Source organism: Micromonospora sp. NPDC050784 (assembly GCF_044456765.1).
GTDB lineage: Bacteria > Actinomycetota > Actinomycetes > Mycobacteriales > Micromonosporaceae > Micromonospora > Micromonospora foliorum.
Genome location: NZ_JBITGG010000009.1, coordinates 147,641 through 174,181, shown reverse-complemented (window position 1 = coordinate 174,181; position 26,541 = coordinate 147,641). Strand labels below are relative to the sequence as shown.

The window sequence follows — 26,541 nt, the reverse complement described above, 5'->3', positions numbered from 1 at the left end:
CAGATCCAGAAAGCTAATTCGTCTAATGATTTCTGTCAATGCAGTCCGCCCACAATGAGTGCTGCCGTCACCGGCCGCAGGTGTCGCACTGCCGGCGAGTACGCAGGTGGTAGTCGGTGGACGCGACGACCAGGCCCAGCCCCATGACGAGGTACGCCGACATCGCCACCCACAGGAACGCGTCGGAGAACTCGCTGTGCGAGCCCGAGGTCACCTGCACCATCCCCATGCCGAAGTAGGCCACGATGCCCGCGCCGAGCCCGAAGCCGGGCATCAGCAGCAGCGGACGTGGAATCGTGCGGCCGGCGAGCAGCGGCACCCACCCCGGCCAGACCTCACCCCAGTGGTACACCAGCGCCAGTGGCAACAGCACACCGGCCAGAACCAGACCAATCTCCAACCCGAGCAGGGAACCGCTCTGGTCGACGCGGTCGAACCCCACCACGAACTGGGCCGCGAAGCGGGTCACGAGACCACCCACCGCGGCGTACGCGGCCCAACGCGCCCACCGCGCGGGTGCCGAGCGTCGCGCACCCGGTCGGACCGTCCGGCAGCAGTCTGGGCAGTCGCCCCGGGTGCGCCGCTGGTAGCGCGCGGTGGCCAGGCCGAGCAGGACCGCTCCGGTGACACAACCGAGCCGGCTGGCGAACGCCAGCGGGTCGAAGAACGGGCCGACGGTGAACAGCAGGAAGCCCACCAGCTCCGGCAACAGGATCGCAGCCGCCGCGACGAGCGCTCCGGCGACCGTCCAGGCGAGCCCCGCAAGTGCCGGCCGCCAGGTCGCCACCCGGTCCAGGGCAACCGCCAGCCCGCCCGCGGCCGCACACAACGCCACCGACCACCAGCCGGTGAAACCGAGCAGGTCCAGCCCGAGCCGCCCGAACTGTGGAGCCTCGCCGACCGTCCACGCCAGACGCACGCCCCCGTATGCCACGGCCCAGCCGAGCACTGCGTACGTCAGGCCGTGGACGGTCCGACCGACGATCGGTGTCGATGTCGTCATGCACCGATCCTGCCGGCGCCCCGCAGTGGGCGAACCCCGCTGACAGGGGACGCCACTCCCTCGCGGGAGGGACCGGCGGCAGCGTGCGCGCGGCACTCACCGTCAGGTCGGCGTCGAGCCGGGCAGCGTTGAGGATGGTGTCGGCCTGCTTCGCGGTGGGGCCGGTCTGTTGTGGAGTGACCGGGTGTGGTGTGGATCCTCGACCTTCTATACCGTGGCACGGTCACGGGTGGCCGCTTCCTCGACACCGGGCCGTCCCGCGACGACGTCGCGTACGCGTTCGATACGGGGGGTTGCCGTGACCATGGAATCGCCGACGACAGGCCGGCCCGATGCTGAGGCTGGCGCGCAGCCGAAGATCGACACGTCGGTGCCGCACTCGGCGCGGATCTGGAACTACTGGCTCGGTGGCAAGGACAACTTCGCGGTCGACCGCGAGGCCGGGGACCAGTATCGCCAGGTCTTCCCCGGCGTTGTCGACGTGGCCCGGGCCTCCCGGCAGTTCCTGGTCCGCTCGATCAGGTTCCTCGCCGCCGACGCGGGCATCCGCCAGTTCCTCGACGTCGGCACCGGGCTGCCGACCGCCAACAACACCCACGAGGTGGCCCAACGGATCGCGCCGGACGCGCGGATCGTCTACGTCGACAGCGACCCGCTGGTGCTGGTGCACGCCCGTGCGTTGCTGGTGGGCACCGCCGAGGGTCGGACCGCCTACATCGACGGCGACCTGCACGACCCGGCCGCGGTCATCGCCGAGGCCGGCAAGACGCTCGACTTCGCGCAGCCGATCGGTCTCATCCTCAGCGGCGTCATGGGTCACGTGCCCGACTACGGGACGGCCCGTTCGATCACCCGGGAGCTGGTGGCGGCGTTGCCGAGCGGCAGCTACCTCTCCCTGAACGACGGCACGAGCCTGATCAGCGCCGAGATGCAGCAGGCGCAGGACGACTACAACGACAGCGGGGCGGCCCCGTACACCCTGCGCTCGCCCGACGAGATCGCCGGCTTCTTCGACGGCCTGGAGCTGGTCGAGCCCGGCGTGGTGCCGTGCCCGCAGTGGCGGCCGGACGACGCGGTCGACACGCCTGCCGACATCGACGCCTTCGGCGGGGTGGGTCGCAAGCGCTGACGCTGTCTCCCAGCGGCCCCGCCCGGCCGACCTCCAGGTCCCGCCCGAGCTATGAAGATCATCGCCCTCTGATCCGGCGCAGCCCGCTCACCAGGGGATGACACCCCGAGCGTCAAAGAACCCGCCGCTGGGACCGTCCGGACCGATCTGGGCCATTCGTACGATGATCTCCGCGCCCTGCTCAATGGTCTGGTGACCGGCGTGAAAGTTGAGATCGGTGGCGGTGAAACCGGGATCCACGGCGTTGATCCGCATACCGGGGTACGCCTTGGCGTATTGGACGGTCAGCATGCTGACGGCTGCCTTGGACGCCGGATAGGGGATGTCGGGATAAAAGTGCGCCGGGCTCTCGGGGTTGCTGAGTTCGCGCATGAGAGACGCCCCGCTGCCGACGTTGACCACGACTGGGGAGGCGGAGCGTTCCAGCAACGGCAGAAACGCGTGCAGCATTCGAATGTGCCCGAACACATTGGTTTCGAACACCCGACGGGCGAGGTCAGCGGTGACCTCGGCGGCCGGAATGAAACCCCCGTCGGCCTGGCGCGGTTCGATGCCGGCGTTGTTGACCAAGACGTCCAGCCCGCCCTCGGCCTCCACCTTTTCCGCGGCCGCTACCACTGAGGCGTCGTCGGTCACGTCCAGCAGGATGAAGCTGGCGCCGAGTTCGTTGGCGGCTCGGCGCCCACGATCGGCGTCGCGCGCACCCGCGTACACCTTGTGCCCGCCGGCCACGAGCTGTCGGGCAGTCTCGAAGCCCAGGCCCTTGTTAGCGCCGGTGATCAGGATGGTCGCCACCCGTTAACTCCCGCGGTTGCAGTGACAGCTGACGTGTGCCCTCGGCAACGCACTAGTTGCCCATTGGATCGTGTCATCCCGGCGGCACGTCAGACTGCATTTGTCCGAGGATGCCCACTGGCGGCCACATCCTGGCACCGACCGGCGTCCCGGTGCGACTTCCCACCATGGCGACGTCCGTCACCCGCACCAACGAACCCAGCCCGAAGACGATTCGCCCACTGCCGGCGCAGTGCTAGAGAACGCCGGCCAGGTACTCGCGGCGACGCTGCGGTTCGAACTTCTCGATCGCGTACCGCAGCATGACCCGCGGCATGACCCGGTAGCGGCGGGCGAGGAACTCCTCCTCCGCCGCCCTGTCCCGGTTGCCCACCTCGCGCAGCATCCAGCCCACCGCCTTCCGGACGAGGTCGTGCTGGTCGTGCAGGAGCCGGTCGCCGAGTCGGAAGGTCCACTCGAAGTCACCGGCCTTGATGAAGGCGAAGGTCGCCATGATGGCGATGCGCCGGTCCCACACGAGGTTCGACTCGGCCAATCGGTCCAGGACGCCGCGGTCCCGGTCGATCAGCCAGGGGCCGACGATGTACGGCGCGGACGAGTCCACCAGGTCCCAGTTGTTGATGTGGCCGGTGTTGGCCACGACGATCTCGAAGATGCGATCCCGTTCCCGCTCGTCGCCCTTGGCGAACTTCCGCACCAGGATGAGCAGTGCGGTCAGCCGCTCCTCGTGTGCGCCGTCGGTGAGCAGCGTCGTCGTCTCGGCCAGCGAGAGGTCGCGCCAGAACCGGGCTGCCACCGTGCGCTGGTCGGGCACGGAGACACCGAGGGCCCGGTCGCCCTCGCCGTACCCGCCGGGGACCATCTGGAGGAACCGGGTCGACGCCTCGGCTCGACGTGGGTCGGCGAGGACGGCGAGTGCCCGACGCACGTCGACGCTGGTGGCCATGACCGACCACGCTACCGCCGGTCAGCCAGCGGCGCCGCGGGTGACCAGCAGGGCCAGGAGAATCTCTTCATGGCGCTGATGCATGTCAATGTCTTGTGAAGAATTCCTTCAATGCTTCGTTCGGGGCGGGCAGGCATTGACAGCGGCGATCGTCGGCGGGTTTACTCGCCCGCAACCGCTGTCCAATCGCCGCGGCGCGACCATGACGAGTGCGACAGGAAGGGGCAGCCATGGGTGTACGTCGTCGCTCGTTGCTTGGCCGGGCCGCCGCGATCGGGGCAGCCAGCGCGGTCGGTTCCGTTGGCGCGATCCTGACCGCGGCCGCTCCGGCCCAGGCGGCGGTCTGGAAGAAGCGGCTGACCGGCGCGGACCTCGACACCAGCAGTCGCTGGCGGGTGGCCGGCACCGATCTGGGCATCCCCTACGTGCTGGAGAACGGGTCGATCGGCTACCTCTTCGGCGACACCTTCGACACGCCGTGGCCCGAGGGCCCGCCCCTGCCGAACGACTGGCGGTCGCCGGTCATGTTGCGCTCGGCCGTCCACCCGGCCGCGCCCGGCGGAGTCGTCTTCGACAGCGCCGCGCGGGTCGTCGGCAACGGACGGGCCCCGGAGTTGATGCACAACGGTCACCACGGCATCGGCATCGACGGTCTTCCGGAGGTGACCGTCATCCCCAACGACGGCATCAGCTTTCCGGAGACCGGTCGGCAGCTCATCTCCTACATGAGCATCGAGAACTGGAACTCCGCCGGCCCGGCCGGGCCGCAGTGGAAGTCCCGCTACGCAGGGCTGGCCTTCTCCGACAACGGCAACGACTTCGTCCGTACGCCGTTGAAGTGGTGGAACAGCCCGGACAACAAGGACCCGTTCCAGATGTGGACCATGCAGCGCGACGGCGAGCACGTCTACGTCTTCTCGGTCCGCTCCGGGCGGCAGGACGGCCCGATGATGCTGCGACGCGTCCGGTGGGACCGACTGTTCTACCCCGAGTCGTACGAGGGCTGGGGCTGGAACGGCACCAACTGGGGCTGGGGGAGACCCTGCACGCCCATCCTCACCGGCCGGTTCGGCGAACCATCGGTGCGCCGGCTCGCCGACGGGACCTGGGTGATGTCCTACCTCAACTGCCAGAACGGGTGCCTGGTCACCCGGACCGCGCCCGGACCGGACCGGGCCTGGACGGCGGAGAAGGTTCAGCTGACCAGCTGGCAGGAGCCCGGGCTCTACGGTGGGTTCATCCATCCCTGGTCCAGCCGAAACGTCGACGACCTGCACCTGATGGTCTCGAAGTGGACCCGCACGCCGGACGGCCGCAGCACCGCCTACCACGTCAGCCAGTTCACCGCCTCGGTGTGACGGGCCGCTGACCGACGGTCGTCGGGGCCCGGCGCTGACGCCCCGACCCGCCGGAGCTGATCTGCCCAAACGCCTGCCGCCCGTCCCTCAGCAGGGTGTGAGTGCGTGACTCAGGGGGTAGGACCACGGTTGCTGACGACCGCCCCGGAGCTGCCGGGCATCTGACGAGGTGCCGGCCATGCCGGAACTTCCCAATCCGGCGGACGCCGATCGAGGAGGGCGTACTGCGATGACGCAGCCGACGATGGATCCCGCCGACGCGATGGCCGAGCTGGGCCGGGTCAGACTCGACGAGGTCAGCCTCGACGACATGCTGGCCCGGATCGCCGAACTCGCCAAAGGGAGCATTCCCGGGACGAGAGAGGTGACGGTCACGCTGGTCCGGGGTCGGGTCGGTTGGACCGGGGCGTTCACCGGTGAGCTGGCCCGTCAGTTGGACGAGTGGCAGTACGAGCAGAACCGGGGCCCCTGCCTGGATGCCTCCGCCAGCGGCGACACCATCTCGGTGCCGGACATGGCCACCGAAGAGCGCTGGCCGACCTGGGCGGAGACCGCTCGCGCCGCCGGGGTGCAGAGTTCCCTCTCCATCGGGCTTCCCATCCAGGGGTCGGTGGTCGGTGCGCTCAACGTCTACAGCGATTCAGCGCACGCATTCGACCTGGCCTCGATCGCCAGCGCGGAGGGCTTCGCCGCGTACGCGGCGGTGGCTCTGGCCAACGCGCACCTGTACGAGAACGCCGCCACGCAGGCGGCGCAGATGCAGGAGGCGATGCGGAGTCGGGCGGTGATCGAGCAGGCCAAAGGAATCATCATGGGGGGCCGGCGGTGCTCGCCGGAGGAGGCGTTCGCGCTGCTGTCGAAGATCTCCCAGGACACCAACCGGAAGGTGCGCGAGGTCGCGGAGACCCTGGTCGCCCAGGCAGCGGGAAAAACTCAGGGGTGAGCGTCGCCCTGGCTGCGCTGCTTCGCCTGACAGGGCCGCCCGCACGAGGCGGGCGAGCCGGTCGACGGTGCCAACCAGGCAGTCGTCCGCAATGCGGTCCGATGACGACTCGCGGGTGTGGGTGCCGGACCGGTGGGTAGGGCTGAGCCATGCTGAAGCGAGCGGTGTGGCAGGGAGTGGTGGCGGGTCTGGCCGGGGCGGCGGTGATGACGGCCGCCGAGAAGATCGAACAGCGGGTGAGCGGACGGCCTGACTCCTACGTGCCTGCTCGGGTTCTGGCCAGGCTGACGGGCCTGCCGGAATCATCCGGGCAGCAGCCCCGGTGGCAGAACCTGACGATGCACTACGGCCAGGGCGCGCTGGTCGGCGTGCTGCGCAGCGTCATGGCGCAGGCCGGGCTGCGCGGCGTCTGGGCGTCAACGATGTTCACGGCGGTGCGCCTGACCAACGACCAGATCCTGGAGAACGCCACCGGCGTGGGGGCGCCCCCACCGACCTGGCCCCGCCCCGAACTCGCCATCGACGTGTTGCACAAGTCCATCTACGCGTTCGCCACCGGAGCGGTGGCCGACGCGCTCGCCGCCCGCGACGGAGCGGGTCCCGGGCAGCGGCACGCGGCGCTCCGTCCCGGTCGCCACGCGGACGTCGGTCCGTTGCCCCGGGCAGCAGCACGTCGGGCCTAGCCGCGGAGGAGTTGCCGACGGCCAGGAAGCCGCGTGCGGGACCGCGGCGTGTTTAGCTGCACGGATGATCACACCCGTTCCCCTCGGTACGTGGCCGACGCCGCTGGAGGCCGCGCCCCGGCTCGCCGCCCGGCTGGGGCTGGCCGAACTCTGGTTCAAGCGTGACGATCTCAACGGCCTCGGCGGGGGCGGCAACAAGATCCGCAAGCTCCAGTACACCTGCGCGCAGGCGATCACCGAAGGCGCCACCACTGTCGTCACCTCGGGGGCGCCGCAGAGCAACCACGCCCGACTCACCGCGGCCGCGACCGCACGGCTCGGTCTCTCCTGCGTGCTGGTGCTCGCCGGTGCGCCCCCGGAGAACCGGCGCGGGAACCTGCTGCTCGACGGGCTCGCCGGCGCCGAGATCGTCTGGAGCGGAGACCGTCCGCTCGCCGAGGTGGTGGCGGTCGAGGCGGAGCGACGATCGGCGTACGTCATCCCGTTCGGTGGCACCTCACCCGCGTCGACCCAGGGCTATGTGGACTGCGGTCGGGAGCTGCGAGCCCAACTGCCCACCATCGACGGGGTCGAGGTCGTGGCGGCGCTCGGCTCCGGCGGGACGATGGCCGGCCTGGTGCGGGAGTTGGGCGCGGAGCGGGTGGTCGGCGTGGATGTCGGCGCCGTGCCGGACCCTCGGGCGACCGTCGCCGGGCTGCTCGTCGGCGAGGTCGAGCCGGAGGCGCTGCGGATCGACGGCACCCAGGTGGGTGCCGGGTACCGGACGCTGACCGACGCCGTCCGGGTGGCGTTGGAGGTGACCGCGCGTACGGAGGGGGTCTTCCTGGATCCGACGTACACCGGTCGGGCGATGGCGGCGCTGCTGGCCGGCAGCTTTCCGCGCGGCGACCGGGTCGTCTTTCTGCACAGTGGCGGGTTGCCGGGACTCTTCGGCCATCCCGAGTTGTAGGGGCACCGGCCGGGCACGCACGGCGGTGCCCTCCGGTGGATCGCGCCGGAGGGCACCGCGCCGAGCTGTCGGCGGATCAGGCGCTGGCGAAATGCTCGCGGTGATCGTGGACGAACTCGGCGAAGGTTCGCGGCTGGCGGCCGACGATCCGCGCGACGTGGTCGTTGGTGAAGTCGCCCCACCCGGAGCCGTAGGCCACCCGGTACTCGGCGAGGACCTCGGCCGACCACTGGTCGAGGCCGGCCTGGAGCAGGCCGTCGCGTGCCTGTTCCGGGCTCTGCGGTACGTAGCGCACCGGCTGGCCGAGCGTACGGGCGATCTCGGCGGCCGCCTGCTCCAGCGTGATGCTCTCCGGGCCGGTGGGCGTGTAGATCATGCCCTCGTGCTGCTGCGGCGCGGCGAGGATCGCCGCCCCTACGGCGGCGATGTCCCGGGCGTCGATCAGGCCGACCCGCGCGTCACCGAAGAGGCCGAAGAGGTGCTCACCGGCCTTGGCGCCGAGCAGGTTCTGCATGAAGTGACTGGGTCGCAGGATCGTCCAGGGGATGCCGGACTCCTGTAGCTCAGCGTCGGAGAGGGCGTGCAGTCGGCCGTTGCGGGTGGGCGCGTCGTGCGCGGCGCCGATCGCGGAGAGCCGGACGATGTGCCGCACGCCGGCCTGCCGGGCCGCCCACACCGCGTTCATGCTCTGGCTCGGCGCCAGCGGGCCCATCGGCATCAGCAGCCACAGCGTCGTCACGCCCTCGAACGCCGGAGTCAGCGTGGTGGGGCGGTCCAGGTCGCCGACGACGTACTCGACCCCGTCGAGGCCCGGCGTGCGCGACGCGTCCCGCACGAGGGCGCGGACCGGCTGGTGGCCGGCCAGTTCCCGCAGCACCTCCCTGGACACGGTGCCATTTGCCCCGGTTATCAGAATGGTCATGGTCATCCTCTCGGTCAGGCGGACCGAGGTCGGGCCGCCGGTCGCCGCCAGCGACGATATAGTCCATAAGTTGTACCGTCCAATGATTGGACCAAATTATGAAGCGCAGCACACTGAAGGAGCGGGACCCCGACCTCGGGATCCTGGCCGTGCAGCTCTCCGCGCGCGTCCAGCGGGAGATCTTCCGACGCTCGGCGGAGCAGGGGTTCGACGACGTCCGCCCCCGCCACGGCGCGGTCCTCGCCTACCTGGACGCCGAGGGCACCCGCCCCGGCGAGCTGGCCCGGCTGGCCGGCCGCAACAAGCAGACGATGGGCGCGATCCTCGACGAGTTGGAGCGGCTGGGTTACGTCCGGCGTACGCCCGACCCGGCCGATCGCCGGGCAAAGTTGATCGTGCCAACGGATCGGGGCCTCAGCTTCATGGCGGCCTCCGACGGCTTCGTGCACCTGATCGAGCAGAAGCTCGCCGACACGCTCGGCCCCGACCGGTACCGGGACTTCCGGGACGCGCTGGCCCGCGGCGTGGCGAGCCTCCCGGCGACCGGTCAGGACACCGAGGGCTGAGCTGGCATGTGCCGGCGTCAACCGGGTACGCCGCCGTGGCCCCGGGGGCCGGCGGAACGCCCAGGCTGACCGCTTTTCACGCAGCCGAGGAGCACCGACATGCGCATGGCAGGGCGGGCCCGACTCACACCGACGGTCTCCCTGGTGCTGCTGGCGTCGATCCTGGTGTCGTTCCTGGCCGCCTCGGCCGCCCCGACCCCGCTCTACGGTGTGTACCAGGAACGCTGGCACTTCTCGCCGGTCACCACCACCGTGGTGTTCGCCGTCTACGCGCTCGCGGTGCTGGCGTCGCTGCTCACGTTCGGCAAGTTGTCCGACCACGTCGGTCGACGGCCGGTGCTGGCCGTCGCGATCGCGGTGCAGATGCTCGCGCTGGTCGTCTTCATCTTCGCCAACGGTGTCGCGGCCCTGCTGGTCGCCCGCCTCGTGCAGGGGCTGGCTGCCGGCGCCGCCACCGGCGCCGTGGGCGCCGCCATGCTCGACATCGACCGGGCCCGGGGCACGCTCGCGAACTCGATCGCCCCCGGTATCGGAACCGGGAGCGGTGCGCTGCTCTCGGCGCTGCTCATCCAGTTCCTGCCCGCGCCGACGCGACTGGTGTACGTCGTACTCCTCGTGATCCTGCTGGTCCAGGCCGTCGGGGTCGCGCTGATGCCGGAGACGGTCACCCCGATGGCCGGAGCCCGACGCAGCCTACGGCCGGACATCACGCTGCCCCGCTCGGTGCGCCAGCCGGTCCTGGTCGTCGTCCCGGTGCTCTTCGCGGTCTGGGCACTGGCCGGGTTCTTCGGCGCGCTCGGCCCGGCGCTCGTCCGCAGTCTCATGAACACGTCGATCGTGATCGGCGGTCTGGTCCTCTTCGTCTTCGCCGTCTTCGGGTCGATCGCCGTGCTGGTACAACGCAACACCGCCGCGCGGACCGTGATCCTGACCGGCATCGTCGCGCTCATCCTCGGCATGATCGTCACGTTGGTGGCGGTCATGGCGCAGTCCATCCCGGGCTTCTTCGTCGGCCTCGCTCTCGGCGGCGTCGGCTTCGGCAGCGGCTTCCAGGGCAGCCTCAAGACGGTCATGCCGCTGGTCGAGGCGCACCAACGCGCCAGCGTGCTGTCCGTGCTCTACGTCGTCAGCTACGTCGGCTTCGGTCTCCCCACGGTGATCGCCGGCTTCCTCGTGGTCTACGCCGGCGGCCTGCCGCGGACCGCCGACGAGTACTCCGTCGCCGTGATCCTCCTGGCCCTGGTCGCCCTGCTGGGGGTGCGCAGGGCCACCAGGATGGCGCCGGGTTGATGCCGGCAAGCCGGCGCCGAGCACTGACCCAAACAGTAGCGTGATGATCAGAAAGGGGGGGGCGATGAGCCCGAAGGTGGCCCAGGGCGACGCGAGTGCGACGTCGCGCATCGAGAGCCTCGACGTCAAGCTCGAGGTGATCGTCATTCCGGTGTCGGATGTCGACCGGGCGAAGGCGTTCTACGAACGGCTCGGGTGGCGGCTCGACCAGACCCCGCCCGGCATCGTCCAGTTGACGCCGCACGGCTCCGCGTGCTCCGTACAGTTCGGCCCCGGCCTCACGCCGGCGGCGCCCGGCTCGGCCATGGCGTACCTGATCGTGTCCGACATCGAGGCGGCCCGCGACACCCTCGTCGCGGCCGGTGTCGAGGTCGGCGACGTCTTCCACGTCAGCCCGGACGGCCCGGTCGACGGGCCGGACCCGCAGCGGCGCAGCTACTTCTCGCGCGCCACGTTGCGTGACCCGGACGGCAACACCTGGCTGATGCAGGAGATCACGACCCGCCTTCCCGGACGCATCGAGGGTGGCCTGACGTCGTTCGGCTCCACGAGCGACCTGGCGAGCGCGCTTCGGCGCGCGGCCGCCGCGCACGGTGAGCACGAGAAACGCACGGGCGAGCATGACGACAACTGGCCCGACTGGTATGCGGCGTACATGGTGAGCGAGCAATCGGGGGCCACGCCGCCCGAGTGAGCTCCGCCGACGGGTCAGACATCTGCTGATCGACGTGCTGCCGGTGAGTCATCATCACGATGACTCACCGGCAGAGCTGTTCGTAGGGGCGGCGTACGCGAGTTCCACGCCGAGCACCGGCGCTGGGATTCCATGCAGTGGACGATTCCTTGTGGATACCCCACCAAAGCTGTAGGAATAGTAGGTCATAGTGATCGGGAGAAGCCGTGACCGTTGTTTCCGCAGTACAGACCGTGGCCGCCGACAACGGCGCCGCACCACCGACACGCCCGCCGCACGCGCAGCGGCGCGCCGGTTGGTGGCGACGCGTCGCGCTCCGCGTCGTCTCCCTCCTGGCCCTGCTGGCGCTGTGGCAGCTCCTCGCCGTGCTCACCGACAACCCCACGTTCATACCGTCACCGGGGGCGGTGTGGGACCGCCTGGTGCAGACCTCCACCACCCACGACGGCGTTCGCGGCTACAGCGGTCACCTGCTGGTCGAGCACCTTGGCGTCAGTCTGCGCCGCATTCTGATCGGCTCGGTGGTGGGCGTGGCCGCCGGGCTGGTGCTCGGCCTGGTGATGGGCACCGTCGCCTGGGTGCGGGTCGCGACCGAGCCGGTCGTCACCTTCGTCCGCGCGCTGCCACCACTGGCGTACTTCAGCCTGTTCATCATCTGGTTCGGCATCGACGAGACGCCGAAACTGTGGCTGCTGTCCATCGCCGCGCTGCCCCCGGTCGCGGTCGCCACCGCCTCCGCCGTCAAGGCCGCACCCGCCACCCTCGTCGAAGCGGCCAGGGCGTTGGGCGGTGGCCGTTGGGCGGTCACCCGCGACGTGGTGCTGCCGCACGCGCTGCCGGAGATCTTCACCGGCATCCGGCTCGCCGTGGGCATCGCGTACTCGTCGGTGGTCGCCGCCGAGACCATCAACGGCGTACCGGGCATCGGCGGCATGGTCCGCGACGCGCAACGGTACTCGCAGACCGACGTGGTGGTGCTCGGGCTGTTCGCCATCGGCCTGTCCGGCCTCCTCATCGACGCGCTGCTGCGCACCGCGGAGGACCGGCTCGTCCCCTGGCGCGGTCGAAGCTGACCCGCGCTCTCCACCCCTCTCAGAAATGGGCGTCCCGTGCGTAGACCGATCACCAGAATCCTCATCGCGACCGTTCTGCTCGCTGCCGCCGTACCACTCGCGGCGTGCGGCGACGGCGCCGCCAGCGGTGGTGGCGATCCGCAGCGTAAGAGTCTCCGGCTCGCCTACCAGGCGTTCCCGAGCGGCGACCTGATCGTGAAGAACCAGCAACTGCTGGAGAAGGCACTACCGGACTACAAGATCACCTGGACCAAGTTCGACTCCGGCGCGAGCATCAACACCGCGTTCGCGGCCGGCAGCGTGGATATCGCCGCGATCGGCTCCAGTCCGGTCGCCCGGGGTCTGTCGGCGCCGCTGAACCTGCCCTACAAGGTGGCCTTCGTCCTCGACGTCGCCGGCGACAACGAGGCGCTGGTGGCCCGCAACGGCGCCGACGTCGCCAGCATCACCGACCTTCGGGGCAAGAAGATCGGCACGCCGTTCGCGTCGACCGCGCACTTCAGTCTGCTCGCCGCCCTGGAGCGGGCCGGGGTGAAAGAGAGCGAGGTGACCCTTGTCGACCTGGAGCCGCAGGACATCCTCGCCGCCTGGACCCGCGGTGACCTCGACGCCGCGTACTCCTGGCTGCCGTCGCTCGACGAGCTGAAGAAGACCGGGAAGGTGCTCCTGAGCAGCCGGGAGTTGGCCACCGCCGGCAAGCCCACCCTGGATCTCGGCGTGGTCTCCACCGCGTTCGCCGACGCGCACCCGGAGGCTGTCGACGCGTGGCGCAAGGCCGAGGCGCAGGCCCTCGACCTCATCGCCAGCGACCCGACCGCCGCGGCGACCGCCGTGGGCCGTGAGCTGAACCTGGACACCGCCGCGGCCCAGCACCAGTTGAGTCAGGGCGTGTTCCTCAAGCCCGCCGACCTGGCCAGCCCGGAGTGGCTGGGCTCGCCGGACAAGGTCGGCGCGCTCGCCGAGAACCTGTACAACGCGGCGGTCTTCCTGAAGGGCCAGAAGAAGATCGACGCGATCCCGGACCGTTCGGTGTTCGAGGCCGCGATCTACACCAGGGGTCTGCCGAATGTCCTCCAGCCCTGACGCCGCGGTCGAGGTCCGCGACGTCACCCACACCTACGGGAGCGGGTCGGTGGCGGTCACCGCCCTCGGCCCGGTCGACCTCCGCGTACCGCCGGGTGCCTTCCTGGTGATCGTGGGCGCCTCGGGCTGTGGCAAGACGACGCTGCTGCGGCTGATCGCCGGTTTCGAGCGGCCGACGGCCGGCACGGTGACCGCGGCCGGCCTGCCACCGGTGCCGGGACGCAACGCGGGTCTGGTCTTCCAGCAACCACGGCTGCTGCCGTGGAAGACGGTCGGCGGCAATGTCGGGCTGGCGTTGCGCTACGCCGGTGTCTCCCGTCCGGAGCGGTCCCGTCGGGTGTCCGCTCTGCTGGACCGGGTCGGCCTGCCGCACGTCGCGCACCGGCGCACCTGGCAGCTCTCCGGCGGCCAGCAGCAGCGGGTGGCCATCGCGCGGGCACTGGCCGTGGACAACCCGTTGCTGCTGCTCGACGAGCCGTTCGCGGCCCTCGACGCGCTGACCAGGGAGAGGTTGCAGGAGGACCTTCGCCAGGTCAGCGCGGAATCCGGCCGTACCTGTGTGTTCGTCACGCACAGCGTGGACGAGGCCGTGTTCCTCGGCAGCCGGGTGATCGTCCTGACCCGCCGGCCCGGCCGGGTGGCCCTGGACCTCGACGTCGACCTTCCGCGCACCGGCGTCGAACCCGACGAGTTGCGCGGCTCACCGGAGTACGCGGCGCTGCGCGCCACCATCGGCCACGCCGTACGCGCCGCCGCCGCCTGAAAACGAAAGGGCACCGTCATGACCGACACCCTCGTGAAACTCGCACTGGAACCACTCGGGCCGCACTTCGGGGCCGAGGTGCGGGACCTGGACCTGCACGGCGCGACCGACGCGGAACTCGCTGCCGTACGGGCGACGTTGGTGCAGCGCAAGGTGCTGTTCTTCGCCGACCAGCGCCTCGACGACGACGGCCAGGTGCGCCTCGGTCGCCGGCTCGGCGAGCTGACCGCCTCGCATCCCGTGGTCGGCGGCGTCGACGAGAAACACCCCGAGGTGTACGCCCTGGACAGCGCGGACAACGGCTTCGCCGACGTGTGGCACACCGATGTCACCTTCGTGGCCCGTCCACCGCTCGGCTCGATCCTGCGCGCGGTGACGCTGCCGCCCACCGGTGGCGACACGTCCTGGGCGGACAGCCAACTCGCGTACGACTCCCTCGCCGAGCCGGTGCGGCGGCTGGTGGACCAGTTGGTCGCCGTGCACGACGGCAACCGTGAGTTCGGCTACTACCTCGCACAGCGCCGTGGTGGTCGGGGCAACGTCTGGGAGGGCGAGGTGGTCACCCGCCTGGACCCGGTGGAGCACCCCGTCGTGCGCGTCCACCCGGAGACCGGTCGCAGGGGCATCTTCGTCAACCCCGGCTTCACCTCGCACATCGTCGGTGTGTCGGAGGCCGAGAGTCGGGCGATCCTGGACCTGCTCTACGCCCACCTCACCAAGCCGGAGCACGTGGTGCGACACCGGTGGCGACCCGGCGACGTGGTGATGTGGGACAACCGCAGCACCGCGCACTACGCCAACCGCGACTACGGCGGCGCACGCCGGGTCGTACACCGGATCACCCTGCGCGGCGACCGCCCGCAAGGCCCGGTCGATCCGTGGCGTGGCGCGGTGGCCTGACCGCTGGCGGTCAGCGCAGTCCGCGGATGAGGTTGTCGACCAGGGTGCGGGCGAAGTCCTCGGTGAGCGGCAGGTCGGCGATGAGAAGCCGGTGGTAGCAGGCGCCCCAGAGCTGGTCGACGACGGATTCGGGGTCGATGTCGGCGCGTAGCTGCCCACGGGCCATGGCCCGGGTGAGTGTCTCGACGGCGAGGGCCCGACGGGGGCCGGAGTAGCGCTCGCGGTAGGCGGCGGCCAGTTCCGGGTCGGTCTGCGCCTGCCCGATGAGCTGGCTGATGACCCGCCCGGCGGTGGTGTCCCGCACGAGGTGGACGAAGGCGACGAGCTGGTTGGTCAGGTCGGCGACGATGTCGGCGCTGTCGGCGAAGGCCAGGGTGGGCGCGACGACGGTGAAGTAGCCGTCCAGTGCGAGCGCTCCCTTGGACGGCCACCACTTGTAGATGGTCATCCGGCTGGCTCCGGCGCGGGCCGCGACCTTCTCGATGGTGAAGCCGGCCATGCCCTCGGCCAGCAGGAGCTCACCGGCGGCCGTGAGGATCTCCACGCGTACCTGGTCGGCGGGGCGACGGCCGCGACCACGGCGCACTGGCGTCTGGGCATCCGGCGTGAGCTCGGCCACTGGTCCTCCCGGTGATATGGACACGCTGTCTACTGAATGGTTATATGGACACAGCGTACACAGCGTACACAGCGGTGCCCGGACACCACGACGCGCCGCGACGACGACCGAAGGAGACGAGGAACATGACGGGTCTACGACGGCGACGGTTGGGTGCCTCCGGGCCAGAGGTGTCGATCATCGGGCTCGGCGCGATGGGCATGTCCGACCTGTACGGGCCGGCCGACGAGGCGGAGAGCATCGCGACGCTGCACGCGGCGGTCGACGCCGGTGTGAACCTGATCGACACCGCGGACTTCTACGGGTCGGGTCACAACGAGCTGCTGATCGGCCGGGTGCTACGGGAGCGTCGCCGCGACGAGGTGGTGCTCAGCGTGAAGTTCGGCGCACGCCGTACCCCCGACGGCGGGTTCCAGGCGGCACCGTACGACGTGTCGGCGGCGGCGGTGAAGGACCGGCTGGCGTACTCGCTGCGCCGGTTGGGCACCGACCACATCGACATCTACCGGCCGTCGCGGCTCAACCCCCAGGTGCCCATCGAGGAGACCGTGGGCGCGCTGCTCGAGATGCAGCAGGCCGGCTACATCCGGCACATCGGGCTCTCCGAGGTGGGCGCGGACAGCATCCGTCGGGCCGCGGCGGTGGCGCCGATCAGCGACGTCCAGATCGAGTACTCGCTGCTCTCCCGTGGCCCGGAGGCCACCATCCTCCCGGCGCTGCGGGAGCTGGGCATCGGATTGACCGCCTACGGCGTGCTGTCCCGGGGTCTGCTCAGCGGCCACTGGTCGCCGGACCGTGAGCTGACCGGCACCGACTTCCGGGCGAACAGCCCACGGTTCCAGGGCGAGCACCTGACCGCCAACCTGCGCCTCGTGGACGCGCTCGGCCGCGTCGCGCAGCGGCTGGGGGCGACCACGAGCCAGGTGGCGATCGCCTGGGTGGCAGCGCAGGGCGAACAGATCGTGCCGCTTGTCGGTGCGCGGCGGCGGGACCGGCTGACCGAGTCGCTGGCTGCGGTCGACCTGGTGCTCGACCAGGACGCGTTGGACGAGATCGAGCGTGCCGTGCCGGCCGGCGCCGCCTCCGGTCAGCGGTACGCGACCCCGATGATGGCCCTGCTCGACAGCGAGAAGTGACCCGACGGGCGGGCTCAGGAAGCTGCTCGCCAGACCCAGTTGCGGCGTTCGTAGAGCGGCACCAGCCCGGCCCGGCGCAGGTTGTTCAGCGACGGGTTCTGCTGACCGGGCGCGGGCTTGCCGGTCTCGGCGAACAGCCACCGGCACCCCGCCTCGGCGGCGGCTCGGGCGCGGGCGGCGATCAGCGCCGACTGCGCCCCGAGGCCGCGGTGACCGGAGGCCGTCGCGGCGGCGTTGAGCGACGCGGCCTCGCCGTGCAGGAACAGGTTGCCGCCCGCCACCAGCTCACCGTCGTTTCAGGCCGCATACGGTCGCCACGCCGGCCGGCCGACCGTCGCGGCCAGCATGTCGGTGAGCCCACCGGACGGCATGCCGAACCCGGCGAGCAGCACATCGGCCCAGCGCTGCGCCTCGGCGGCCGGCACCGGGGCGACGCGCAGGCGGGTCTGCGCCGCGGCGACGTCGCCGGGTCGGCCGGCGAGCTTGACCCAGGTGCTTCCCGGCTCAAGTCCGCGCGCGGCGGCGACCTCGTCGAAGCCCGCGGGCAGCACCGAGGAAACGAGCTGGAGGACGGCCTGGCCGACGCCCTGCTCCCGGTAGAAGTCGAGGACGTGATCCAGGGTCTGCGCGGTGAACGGCTCGGTGGTGCCGAAGCCGAGGGCCTTGCTCCAGTACCCGCCGGAGGGATCGTTGCGCATGGCCAGGGCGACACCGCCGCCGACGCGGGTGGTCGCGATCCCGAGATCGGTGTACGAGGGCCCGGGCGCCTGTGACTCGTAGGAGTACATGAACTCGCACTCCACGGCTTCGGCGAGCGGGGTCAGGTCGGCTGGCGCGGTCATCGGCCGATTATCGTCTGGCCCGTTCCCAGGCCCGCACCAGCTGCATCCGATTGTGGATGCCCAGCTTGTGGTATATGGAGCGGAGTTGGGTGTCCACCGTGTGGAAGGAGACGAAGAGGCTCCTGGCCGCCTCCTTCTTCGTGGCGCCGGCGGCGAGCATCTCGGCCACCCGCTCCTCGGCGGGCGTGAGCGCGCCGATGCCCCGGTGTGGCTGTTCGTCGAGCGACGGCCGGTGGCGCGGGGTGGCGGCGAGGTCGGCGCAGCGCCGGTCGGCGATCGCCTGGTCACCAGGGGCGCCGATCCGGGCGTAGAGGGCAGCCGCCTCGTGCGCGGCGTCGCGCGCCTCCCCGGATCGCGCCCGGGGGCTGTTCGCGAGGTCGAGCAACGCGTCGGCCAGCGCCGGCCGCGCGGCGGTGGTGCGCAGCTGGTCGACCGCCGACCGGAGCGCGTCCGGGTCACCGTCGCGCAACCCTCGGCTCTGGTCGGCCAGTGCGTGCCACAGCGGCACCGGAGTGCGGGTGGACACCAGCTCGACCAGTTCGGTGACCCGGCGGGCGGCCCGGGTGTCGTCGGCGGCCACCGCCGCGCGTACCAGTCGGGGGCCGAAGTGCGGCACGGGCAGCAGTGACCGGACCGACCGGTGCAGGTCGGCGACGACCCTGGTGAGAAGGCCGGCCGGCGCGCTCAGGGCGGGGTCGCGAACCGCCACACAGAACGCGAAGGTCCACATCGTACGGTCGGGCCATCGATCCTCGGCGAGGCAGGCGCGGAGGATGGCACGCGCGTCGTCGTGCTCGCCACGGCGGTAGCGGACCTCGCCGATCACCGCGACCAACAGGGCACGCACCTCCCTGCTGAGGTCCGCCGAGTCGGAGCTGAGCGTCGTGACGGCCAGCGCGGCCGCCTCGGGCAGCTCTCCCACGGCAACCATGCGCAGACAGTCCAGCGCGGTCAGCCCGGTGAACGAAACGTCGGCCTCGTCGGGCGCCTGGCGGGTCGCGGCCCGCGCGTCCTGGTGCCGGCCCAGGCCGAGCTGCACGAGGATCCGTTCCGTCCGGATGGACGGGGCGTCGGCGCGTGCCGCCCAGGAGTCCGGGTCCAGGGACGCCAGCACGGCCTGGGCGCCCGGTAGGTCACCGTGCGCGAGCGCGCGGGCGGCCCGGCCGAGGGCGAGGTGGCGGGCGGACGCCTGGTCACCCGACGCGGCGTGCGCGGTGCCCGCGTCGCGGAGCAGGGCATCGGTGTCCGGATGCCCGGTGCGGGCCGCGATCGCGGCGACCAGGGCGAGCAGGGTGCCGCGGCTCCGGGCGTCCAGTCGGAGGTTCAGCGCCTGCCGCAGACCGGCGAGGGCGATGGTGGGCTGCTCCAGTGCCACCATCTGCGCCAGGCGCCCGAGCAGGAGGGCGCGGTGACGCTCCCCGCTGCGACTCGTGGCGACCTCCGCCGCCAGGACGTGGAGCGCCTCCATCCCGCGTCCGGCGAGCCGGAGCTGGTCCGCCGTGCCGAACAGCCGGTGGCGTCTCTGCTCGGTGTCGGCGGCGGTGTCGTCGGCCGGGAGCGTTCCGGCGTGGAAGGGTGATTCGGACAATGGCGTTCTCCCCGGTTGTTACCAGGCGCGTCGAAATGCCGTCCTGCGACCGAGCCTAGCCATGGCGGCCGGTACGGGCGACCAGATCGACGAACCGGCGGGATTGCGCCGAATGGTCAACGCCGTCCGGGATTTGACGCCTGGTAATGGCGCGATCACGTGATGCGACGGTCGGTGTTCGGCACCGATGATCGAACCATGGCTCAGCTCACCCAACTTCCCGGTCTGCACCGGCTCCGGGTCGTACTGCTGATGTTCGTCCTCTATGCCGGCACCGGGGCGGGTGGTCACGTTCCGGCGTGGACCCGCCTGGTGCTGATGGCGATCGCGGCGGCGGTTCCGGTCGCGATCGCGGTCCAGTACGGCTGGCCCGGAGTGCGTGCCCTGCTGGGGGTCTCGTCCCGGCTACGGCTGCGGGGCGGATCCGTTCCCGCGCCCAGTCCGATCCGACCCGAGTGAGGAGACAGCGATCATGGCGAACAGCGATCCCGAGCCGCGGCGCGGCGACCAGGGCGCCGCGCCCTTCGCGGGCCGTAACGTCGAGCTCGAACGGCAGAACCCGGACCTCCTGGTTCCGCCGACGACCGACAGCCGGCTGGTGCCCAACCTCAAGTTCTCGTTCTCCCAGGCGCACACCCGCGTGGAGAAGGGCGGCTGGACCCGGGAGGTCACCAGCCGTGACCTTCCGATCGCCAGTCAGTTGTCCGGCGTCCAGTTCGGTCTCGAGCCGGGCGCGTACCGGGAGATCCACTGGCACCAGCAGTCGGAGTGGGCGTACATGCTCAGCGGAAGCTGCCGGATCAGCGCAGTCGACCACGAGGGTCGCAACTTCATCGAGGACGTGAAGGCGGGCGATCTGTGGTTCTTTCCGCAGGGTGTGCCGCACAACATCCAGGCGTTGGAGGACGGCGCGCAGTTCCTGCTGGTCTTCGACGACGGCGCGTTCTCGGAGAACAACACGTTCCTGCTCAGCGACTTCTTCGCACACACGCCTCGACACGTCCTGGCCAAGAACTTCGGCTGGACGCTGGAACAGATGGAGAACCTGCCCGAGCGGGAGAAGTACATCTTCCAGGGCGACGTCCCACCACCCCTGCAACAGGACCGGGTGGTCAGCCCGACCGGCGACATCCCACGAACCTTCAAGCACCGGATGCTCGCGCAGACCCCACAGCGTTTCCGCGGCGGAACGGTTCGGATCACCGACTCGACCAACTTCGCCGCCTCCGTGACCACCGCCGCGGCCCTGGTGGAGGTCGAGCCGGGAGGGCTGCGCGAGTTGCACTGGCACCCCACCACCGACGAGTGGCAGTACTACATCTCCGGCACCGGGCGGATGGGCGTCTTCGCCTCGCAGGCCGCCGCCCGGACGTTCGACTTCCAGGCCGGCGACGTGGGTTACGTCCCCTTCGCGTACGGCCACTACATCGAGAACACCGGCGACGAGCCGCTGGTGTTCCTGGAGATGTTCCGCCATCCCCGGTTCGAGGACATCTCGGTGATGCAGTGGATGGCCAACACGCCCCACGAGGTCATCGCCGACACGATCAACGTGCAGAAGTCGATCGTGGACAGCCTGCCGAACACCAAGCAGGTCGTGATCTGAGCGAGGCGTCCGGCCGTCCGTCGCCTGATGGACGGCCGGACCGGTGGATCAGCTTCCCGCGGGTGCCGGGGAGGTGGGAACCGCGGCAGGTCGTCGGCGGCGAGACACCGCCCCCAGCGCGACGTCGATGACGAGGAAGGCGAGCAGGGTGAGCCCGAACAGGGGCAGCGCCCAGCCGATCGCCACGATCACCGGTACGCCGATCAGCAGCGCCCAGAGCGGCAGGCCGCGTACGCCACCGCGGGCCGGCGGGGCGCCGGCTACCGCACGGCGGTCGGCGCGGGTCGGTCGGCGTTGCCACCACATGCGGTAGCCCCAGAAGATGACGCAGAGCAGCCCGAGGGCGAGGGCGGCGAGCAGGATCTGGTTGACCAGGCCGAAGAGGATCCCCATGTGGGCCTGGGTGCCGAGGCCGCTCAGTTGGGCCAGCAGCGGCCAGTCGGCGAAGTCGCTGCGGGCGGTGACCGTGTCGGAGGCCGGGTCGACGGCGACGCGGTCCTTGTTGACCGGCCAGGTGTTGTCGACCTGCGTGACGGTCCACGCTGAGCCCGGCTCCGGCGCGGGGGTGATCTCGACCGGGCCGGAAAGGCCCGCGTCGCGAGCGACCGCCAGGACCCGGTCGAAGGCCGCCGACTCGACCACCCCGCCCGCCCCGGCGGCACCGTGCTCGTGGCCGCCGCCAGTATCGGCAGGGGCGGCAGGGACATTGGTGAGGCTGGTCGAGATCTCCGGTGCACGGGCCTGTAGTGCGTCGAGGCCGGCGCTGAAGTTGGCCCCGGCATAGCGCGACCAGGTCAACCCGGTGGCGGAGAGGAAGAGCAGGCCGACGGTGAGCCAGATGCCTGTGGTGGCGTGCCATCCTCGGGTGCGGCGGACACCCTTACCGGTGGACAGGTCCGGCACGAGCAGGTGCCGAGCGGCGGCGCGGGCTGCCCCGCGTCGACGCCACCAGAGGACGACCCCGCCGAGTGCCATCACCCACAGCCAGCTCGCGGCCAGCTCGGAGTAGTGCCGGCCCACCACGCCCAGGTGCAGGTTGCGATGCAGGTCGTCCAACCAGGTCGTAGCCGGGGTTGACCCGAACCAGGTGGTCAACTGGCCCTTGACCTGCGCGGTGTACGGGTCGACGTAGACCGTGTGCTGCTTCTCGCCGAGATCCGGCAGGGAGAACGTCACCCGGGTGGTCTGGTCGCCGTCGCCGGGTTGCACGGTGGTGATGCTGCCGTCGGGGTGTGCGTTGCGTGCGGCGCCGACCTGCTCGGCCAGCGGTAGCTGACGGTCACCCACCTGGGCGACGGTCAGCTGGTCGCCGTAGAGGATCGTGTCGAGTTGCGGTGTCGTGGTGTAGGCCAGGCCGGTCAGTGCGGCGACCACCAGGAACGGGGCGACGAGGATGCCGGCGTAGAAGTGCAGCCGCAGCAGCAGCGCGCCGAACGGTGACGTGCGCCGGGCCGGCCGGGCCGGCTTCTCGGCGGTGGTGGCGGGCTTCGGCGTCGGCGTGCCGGACAGTTCGGTGAGAGACATGGTGATCCGATCGGAAGAGTCGGGAAGCCGAAAGGGTTTTTCCCGTACTGGTCTGGTCGCCCGGTGAGGTGTCGCGTCGGCCCTGACTGGTAGTCGGGGGAGAGACGCCGGCGGTTCCCGAAGATCAGGTTCCCGATGTCAGGGCTGGTCCGGCCGGGCCGTGCGGCGGGGGTCGCTGTCGGTCCGTCCGGCTGCGGCGAGAAACGCGTTGTAACGGGCGAGGTCGTCCTCCGCGCCGGTGGCGTCGGCCCGGTCGGCGGCCCGGTCGAGGCGCCCCTGTTCGCGCTGGTCGGCGCGAATCCACTGGCGAATCAACACGATCATGACGACGACGGCCGGCAGCTCGCCGAACGCCCAGGCGATGCCGGCGCCGAGCTTCTGGTCGGCCAGTAGCGACGACGCCCAGGTGGGGTGTACGGCGAGGTACCAGTCGGGGGCGATGACCGTGGTCGTCTGCACGAGGACCAGGCCGAAGAAGCCGTGCGCCATCATCGACGCCAGGTGGATGACCACCAGCAGGGGATGGGGGAGGCGGCGGCGACCCGGGTCGACACCGATGAGCACCCAGAACAGCAGACAGCCGGCGACCACGAAGTGGGTGAGCATCGCGAGGTGACCGAGGTGGGAGCGCATCAACACGCCGAGCAGATCGCTGAAGTACAGGCCGAACAGGCTGGCGGTGTAGATGCCCAGCGCGACGAGCGGATGCGTGAGCAGCTTCGCGAGCCGGCTGTGCACCGCGATCAGCAGCCACTCCCGGGCACCGCGTACCCCCGGGTCGGTCGGTCGACGCAGGGCTCGCAGGGCGAGGGTGACCGGCGCGCCGCCGACAAGCAGGATCGGCACCAGCATCGACAACACCATGTGCTGGGCCATGTGCACGCTGAACAGCACGTACGCGTAGCGGGCGACACCAAGGTTGGTTACCGCCGCCAACAGGAGCAACCCGCTCAGCCAACTCGCCGTTCGGGTGACCGGCCAGTGGTGCCCGCGTGCGTGCATCCGGCGCACTCCGGCCAGGTAGCCGCCGATGCCGAGCACGCAGAGGGTCAGGAAGAACATGTCCGGCAGTGGCTGTCCGAGCAGGTGTCCCGCGCTGGGCGCGGCGGGCATCGGGAAGCCCAGCAGTTCGGTGATCGGGTCGGCGTCGGTGCCGGCTTCGGCGACGGGAGTGGGGCTGCGCGAGAGCGCCACCGCCAGCCCCACGGTGGCGGCGAACACGACCAGTTCACCGGCGGCCAGTCGGCCGAACGCCCATCGCCCTCCGGCGCGCAACGCCGGCAGGGTGCGGGCGCGGTGTATCGCGCCGAGCGCGCCGAGGATCAGCAGGGCGGCGAGCTTGCCGAGAACCAACCAGCCGTAGCGGGAGTGCCAGAGCTGCTCGACCGACCCGAGGCGGACGGCGGCGTTGGCCGCCCCACTGACCGACACGGCGACGAAGCAGCCCAGGGCGAGGCGACTGTACCGAGCGGCGGCGTCGGCCAGCAGCCGACTGCGCCGTACCACCAGCAGGGCGACGAGCGCGCCGATCCACACCGCGGCGGCGAGGATGTGCAGGGCCAGGCTGGTGACGGCGATCTGGTGGTTACCAGCACCAGCGGAGTGCCCGGTGAAGGCCGGGGGGAGCACCGCCACCAGGGCCAGGACCGCGACGGTCGCGGCGAGCCCCCGGGACACTCCGAACCGGGCCAGCAGTGCCACGGTCAGGGCCAGGCCGGCCTGCAGCGTGAGCGACTGGCCCTGCGAGATGGTGGTGGCGAAGCTGACGACCGTCGCGGGCCCGAGCGTCGTCAGTGGTTGTCCGAGGAGGTCCGAGGCGGTCAGTCCCACCAGGGACAGCGTCGTCACCGACCAACCGAGGGCGGCGACACCGGCCCGCCGCAGGAGCAGGTAGCCGTGCGGCGAGACGCTGCGTCCGTCGCCGGGCAGCAGGAACGCGGCGGTCACCAGCATGCCGACGGTGACGGTGGCGAGACCGTCGGACAGGAGCCGGAAGACGGGTAGTGCCCGGGTCGTGATCGGCCCGGCGTCGGGGAGGCCCGGAATCGCCGCCGTGAGCGCACCCCCGACCCGCAGGCCGAGGACCAGGAGGGTGACCCCCGACGCGACGGCGGCGACCGTGAACAACCAGCCGGATCCTGCAAACCCCTTGTCTCGGGCGGCGGACGAGGCTGGACCGGTCGGGGTTGTCGAGGCGGTGGCGACGGTGCGGGCGCCGCTCGGATCGTCGGTGGCGAACTGCCGTGGTGCTGTGTCGGACACGTGTTGACCTTGCTTGGTGAGGTGATGAGGCGAGTCGACCGCGCGGGTCGGATCAGCGCCGGGCCGCCCGCCGCCACAGCAGCCCAGCCGTCGCCAGGACGAGGAGGGCCAGTGCGGCACCCGCGACGAGTACGCCGGCGCTCGGACCACCGCCGGTCTCCACTGCGCCGGCGGCGGACGGGGCGGGCGCTGACGCGCTGACGTTGGCAACCGGCGCGGCGCTGGACGTGGGATCGGCCACCGTGAACGGATAGGACCCCTGAACCGGGTGCCCGTCGACGGAGACGACCCGGTAGGCGACCGTGTACGTCCCGTTCGGCAGGGTGTCGGTCACCTGGACCGTGCTCGTCGCCCCGGTGACCACCGGCTCGCCGGTGGGAAGCTTCCGCTTGGCGGCGTCGGTGAGCACGATCGTGGTGAACGCGGGGTCGAGTCGCTGCATGAATTCGAGCGTGACCTCGGTCGGTGCGTTCGACAGCGTCGCGTCCCGAGCGGGCGTGGCCGTCCGGAGCGAGTTGTGCGCCCAGGCCGGGCTGGCCGGGACGAGCACCGCCACGACGACGGCGAGCACCGCCGCACCGAGCCGGACGGCGGTGGGCCGGGACGACGGTACGGTCATGACGAAACTCCGGTTGGCATGGTCATCCGAGCACCTGCTCGCCGACCCAACCGCCCGGTGGACATCCGGGCGGGATGGCGAAGACGGCGGAACCGATCGGCGTGGTCCACTCGTTGAGCAGGTCCCGCTCGGCCAGACGGCGTTGGATCGGCAGGTACTGCCGGGCGATGTCGGCCTGGTACGAGGTGAAGATCAGGCCGCTGTCGGCGTGCCCCTCGGCTGTCGGCACAGCGTCGTAGTTGTAGGGCCGGCGCAGGATTTTCAGCCGGTCGTCGGTGACGTGCGCGCGAGTCATGTGAGAGAAGTCGGGAATGACCGTGAGGCCGTCCGGGCCGGTGGCGGCGAAGTCGGGTTCCTCGTGTTCGGCGGTGCCGGTGAGCGGGGCGCCGGTGTCGAGCCGCCGCCCGACGGCGAGTTCGCGGTCGGTCCGGCCGAGCAGGTCCCAGGTCTCCAGGTTCATGCTGATCCGCCGGACCACCACTGTGGTGCTGTCGCGTAGCCACGCCGGGCCGTCCGGCACCCAGAGCGCGGTGTCCAGCGGTGTGCCCGGTCGGGGATTGGCGGTGCCGTCGAGCTGACCGAACAGGTTGCGTTGGGTGTGGCCACCCGGCTCGACACCGGGGCTGCGCCGGAAGCCCTGCTGAACCCACCGCACGGTGGCGAACGGTCGGCTGTCCTTGATCAGGACCCGCTGGGCGTGCGCGACGGAGATCGCGTCGTCGGCGCAGATCTGCAGCAGCAGGTCACCGCCGGACCAGGCCGGCTGGAGCCGGTCGATGCGGAACGACGGCAGGTCGCTGACCGATGCCGGCCGGCGGTCGTCGACGCCGGCCGCCCGGTAGAGGCCGGGCCCGAAGCCGAAGGTCACGGTCAACCGGGCCGGCAGCAGCCCGAGTTCGGCCTCGGTGTCGGCCAGCGCGGGCCGGCCCTGGGTGAGCCGTGCGGCGTCGTCGGTGAGCAACCGCAACATCCGACCCAGCGCGGCCCGGTCGACGCCGGCCCGCAGGGTGAGCGCCACGAACGACGCGTGCGCCTGTGGTTCGGTGGCCACCCCGGCCTGCCGGGCGCCGTGAAACGGCTCGACCAAACCGCCGACGGTCGCCGCCAGGGTCGTGTCGGCAGCGGTCGCCGACGGTGGTCCGGTCCTCCCCACGCGGGTAGCGGCGATCGCGGCACCGCCGGCCAGGGCTCCGCCGGCGGCCAGGGCTCCGCCGGTGAGCAGGCCACGCCTGCTCACCGGCCGGACAG

Annotated in this window: 27 protein-coding genes; 15 read left to right on the top strand and 12 right to left on the bottom strand. The window is 71.0% G+C overall.

Going from position 1 to position 26,541, the window contains the following annotated elements; all coding sequences use genetic code 11:
• Positions 1-67: 67 nt before the first annotated feature.
• Entirely contained in the window at positions 68-1,003 is a 936-nt protein-coding gene (locus ACIBD9_RS15015) for a hypothetical protein (protein ID WP_396717861.1), read from the bottom strand.
• A gap of 304 nt (positions 1,004-1,307) precedes the next feature.
• Here ACIBD9_RS15015 and ACIBD9_RS15010 point away from each other — a divergent pair, with 304 nt between their 5' ends.
• Positions 1,308-2,132 carry an SAM-dependent methyltransferase gene (locus tag ACIBD9_RS15010; RefSeq protein WP_396718030.1) on the top strand — a complete coding sequence of 275 codons (825 nt, stop codon included), beginning with the start codon at positions 1,308-1,310 and terminating at the stop codon, positions 2,130-2,132.
• A gap of 87 nt (positions 2,133-2,219) precedes the next feature.
• Here ACIBD9_RS15010 and ACIBD9_RS15005 read toward each other — a convergent pair whose 3' ends face one another.
• Together ACIBD9_RS15005 and ACIBD9_RS15000 are read right to left on the bottom strand one after the other, a co-directional pair.
• Positions 2,220-2,927, bottom strand: a complete 708-nt coding sequence (locus ACIBD9_RS15005) for an SDR family NAD(P)-dependent oxidoreductase (RefSeq protein ID WP_396717859.1) — start codon at positions 2,925-2,927, stop codon at positions 2,220-2,222.
• Positions 2,928-3,162: 235 nt separating this feature from the next.
• A complete protein-coding gene (locus tag ACIBD9_RS15000; protein WP_396717857.1) occupies positions 3,163-3,873 on the bottom strand; it encodes a DNA alkylation repair protein in 711 nt (236 codons plus the stop codon).
• 230 nt (positions 3,874-4,103) lie between these two features.
• Here ACIBD9_RS15000 and ACIBD9_RS14995 point away from each other — a divergent pair, with 230 nt between their 5' ends.
• The 4 genes from ACIBD9_RS14995 to ACIBD9_RS14980 all read left to right on the top strand — a co-directional run bounded on the left by ACIBD9_RS14995 (position 4,104) and on the right by ACIBD9_RS14980 (position 7,806).
• Complete coding sequence (locus ACIBD9_RS14995) at positions 4,104-5,231, top strand: DUF4185 domain-containing protein (RefSeq protein ID WP_396717856.1); 1,128 nt, start codon at positions 4,104-4,106, stop codon at positions 5,229-5,231.
• Positions 5,232-5,460: 229 nt separating this feature from the next.
• Complete coding sequence (locus tag ACIBD9_RS14990) at positions 5,461-6,174, top strand: ANTAR domain-containing protein (protein ID WP_396717854.1); 714 nt, start codon at positions 5,461-5,463, stop codon at positions 6,172-6,174.
• A gap of 149 nt (positions 6,175-6,323) precedes the next feature.
• A complete protein-coding gene (locus tag ACIBD9_RS14985) occupies positions 6,324-6,857 on the top strand; it encodes a hypothetical protein (protein ID WP_396717852.1) in 534 nt (177 codons plus the stop codon).
• Positions 6,858-6,921: 64 nt separating this feature from the next.
• Positions 6,922-7,806, top strand: a complete 885-nt coding sequence (locus tag ACIBD9_RS14980) for a pyridoxal-phosphate dependent enzyme (RefSeq protein WP_396717850.1) — start codon at positions 6,922-6,924, stop codon at positions 7,804-7,806.
• A gap of 76 nt (positions 7,807-7,882) precedes the next feature.
• Here the strand turns inward: ACIBD9_RS14980 and ACIBD9_RS14975 are convergent, their stop codons facing one another.
• On the bottom strand, positions 7,883-8,728 hold the full coding sequence (locus ACIBD9_RS14975; protein ID WP_396717847.1) for an SDR family oxidoreductase: 846 nt from the start codon (positions 8,726-8,728) through the stop codon (positions 7,883-7,885).
• 98 nt (positions 8,729-8,826) lie between these two features.
• Here ACIBD9_RS14975 and ACIBD9_RS14970 point away from each other — a divergent pair, with 98 nt between their 5' ends.
• From ACIBD9_RS14970 to ACIBD9_RS14940, 7 genes are all read left to right on the top strand, one after another.
• Positions 8,827-9,294, top strand: a complete 468-nt coding sequence (locus tag ACIBD9_RS14970; RefSeq protein ID WP_396717844.1) for a MarR family winged helix-turn-helix transcriptional regulator — start codon at positions 8,827-8,829, stop codon at positions 9,292-9,294.
• A 99-nt stretch (positions 9,295-9,393) separates the two neighbouring features.
• Positions 9,394-10,584: an MFS transporter gene (locus ACIBD9_RS14965; RefSeq protein ID WP_396717842.1), complete on the top strand. Its 1,191-nt coding sequence runs from the start codon at positions 9,394-9,396 to the stop codon at positions 10,582-10,584.
• A gap of 76 nt (positions 10,585-10,660) precedes the next feature.
• A complete protein-coding gene (locus tag ACIBD9_RS14960) occupies positions 10,661-11,278 on the top strand; it encodes a VOC family protein (RefSeq protein ID WP_396717839.1) in 618 nt (205 codons plus the stop codon).
• A 206-nt stretch (positions 11,279-11,484) separates the two neighbouring features.
• Entirely contained in the window at positions 11,485-12,351 is an 867-nt protein-coding gene (locus ACIBD9_RS14955; protein ID WP_396717837.1) for an ABC transporter permease, read from the top strand.
• Positions 12,352-12,387: 36 nt separating this feature from the next.
• Complete coding sequence (locus ACIBD9_RS14950; RefSeq protein WP_396717835.1) at positions 12,388-13,434, top strand: ABC transporter substrate-binding protein; 1,047 nt, start codon at positions 12,388-12,390, stop codon at positions 13,432-13,434.
• Positions 13,418-14,197, top strand: a complete 780-nt coding sequence (locus ACIBD9_RS14945; RefSeq protein WP_396717833.1) for an ABC transporter ATP-binding protein — start codon at positions 13,418-13,420, stop codon at positions 14,195-14,197. Before ACIBD9_RS14950 ends, ACIBD9_RS14945 begins: the two co-directional genes overlap by 17 nt.
• Positions 14,198-14,215: 18 nt before the next feature.
• A complete protein-coding gene (locus ACIBD9_RS14940; protein ID WP_396717830.1) occupies positions 14,216-15,097 on the top strand; it encodes a TauD/TfdA dioxygenase family protein in 882 nt (293 codons plus the stop codon).
• Positions 15,098-15,107: 10 nt separating this feature from the next.
• Here ACIBD9_RS14940 and ACIBD9_RS14935 read toward each other — a convergent pair whose 3' ends face one another.
• Positions 15,108-15,716: a TetR/AcrR family transcriptional regulator gene (locus ACIBD9_RS14935; RefSeq protein ID WP_396717828.1), complete on the bottom strand. Its 609-nt coding sequence runs from the start codon at positions 15,714-15,716 to the stop codon at positions 15,108-15,110.
• A 125-nt stretch (positions 15,717-15,841) separates the two neighbouring features.
• Here ACIBD9_RS14935 and ACIBD9_RS14930 point away from each other — a divergent pair, with 125 nt between their 5' ends.
• Positions 15,842-16,852: an aldo/keto reductase gene (locus ACIBD9_RS14930; protein WP_396717826.1), complete on the top strand. Its 1,011-nt coding sequence runs from the start codon at positions 15,842-15,844 to the stop codon at positions 16,850-16,852.
• A 14-nt stretch (positions 16,853-16,866) separates the two neighbouring features.
• On the opposite strand, the gene ACIBD9_RS14925 is transcribed toward ACIBD9_RS14930, so the two are convergent.
• Genes ACIBD9_RS14925 through ACIBD9_RS14915 form a run of 3 tightly spaced genes read right to left on the bottom strand, consistent with a single transcriptional unit; the run spans position 16,867 to position 19,282 of the window.
• On the bottom strand, positions 16,867-17,133 hold the full coding sequence (locus ACIBD9_RS14925) for a hypothetical protein (protein ID WP_396717824.1): 267 nt from the start codon (positions 17,131-17,133) through the stop codon (positions 16,867-16,869).
• Positions 17,134-17,148: 15 nt separating this feature from the next.
• Positions 17,149-17,694, bottom strand: coding sequence for a hypothetical protein (locus tag ACIBD9_RS14920; RefSeq protein ID WP_396717822.1), 546 nt, complete (start codon positions 17,692-17,694; stop codon positions 17,149-17,151).
• 7 nt (positions 17,695-17,701) lie between these two features.
• Positions 17,702-19,282, bottom strand: a complete 1,581-nt coding sequence (locus ACIBD9_RS14915; protein WP_396717820.1) for a LuxR C-terminal-related transcriptional regulator — start codon at positions 19,280-19,282, stop codon at positions 17,702-17,704.
• A gap of 198 nt (positions 19,283-19,480) precedes the next feature.
• On the opposite strand from ACIBD9_RS14915, the gene ACIBD9_RS14910 reads away from it, so the two are divergent.
• Both ACIBD9_RS14910 and ACIBD9_RS14905 read left to right on the top strand, forming a co-directional pair.
• Complete coding sequence (locus tag ACIBD9_RS14910; protein ID WP_387176010.1) at positions 19,481-19,741, top strand: hypothetical protein; 261 nt, start codon at positions 19,481-19,483, stop codon at positions 19,739-19,741.
• Between the two features lie 13 nt (positions 19,742-19,754).
• A complete protein-coding gene (locus ACIBD9_RS14905; protein WP_396717818.1) occupies positions 19,755-20,888 on the top strand; it encodes a cupin domain-containing protein in 1,134 nt (377 codons plus the stop codon).
• Positions 20,889-20,936: 48 nt separating this feature from the next.
• Here ACIBD9_RS14905 and ACIBD9_RS14900 read toward each other — a convergent pair whose 3' ends face one another.
• The 4 genes from ACIBD9_RS14900 to ACIBD9_RS14885 form a co-directional block, all read right to left on the bottom strand.
• The gene (locus ACIBD9_RS14900) at positions 20,937-22,412 is read right to left on the bottom strand and encodes a PepSY-associated TM helix domain-containing protein (RefSeq protein ID WP_396717815.1); all 1,476 of its coding nucleotides are present in this window, start codon (positions 22,410-22,412) and stop codon (positions 20,937-20,939) included.
• A 138-nt stretch (positions 22,413-22,550) separates the two neighbouring features.
• A complete protein-coding gene (locus tag ACIBD9_RS14895) occupies positions 22,551-24,674 on the bottom strand; it encodes a cytochrome c oxidase assembly protein (protein WP_396717812.1) in 2,124 nt (707 codons plus the stop codon).
• Positions 24,675-24,726: 52 nt separating this feature from the next.
• A complete protein-coding gene (locus ACIBD9_RS14890) occupies positions 24,727-25,293 on the bottom strand; it encodes a copper resistance protein CopC (RefSeq protein WP_396717810.1) in 567 nt (188 codons plus the stop codon).
• Positions 25,294-25,315: 22 nt separating this feature from the next.
• The gene (locus ACIBD9_RS14885; RefSeq protein ID WP_396717808.1) at positions 25,316-26,530 is read right to left on the bottom strand and encodes a Dyp-type peroxidase; all 1,215 of its coding nucleotides are present in this window, start codon (positions 26,528-26,530) and stop codon (positions 25,316-25,318) included.
• Positions 26,531-26,541: the final 11 nt, after the last annotated feature.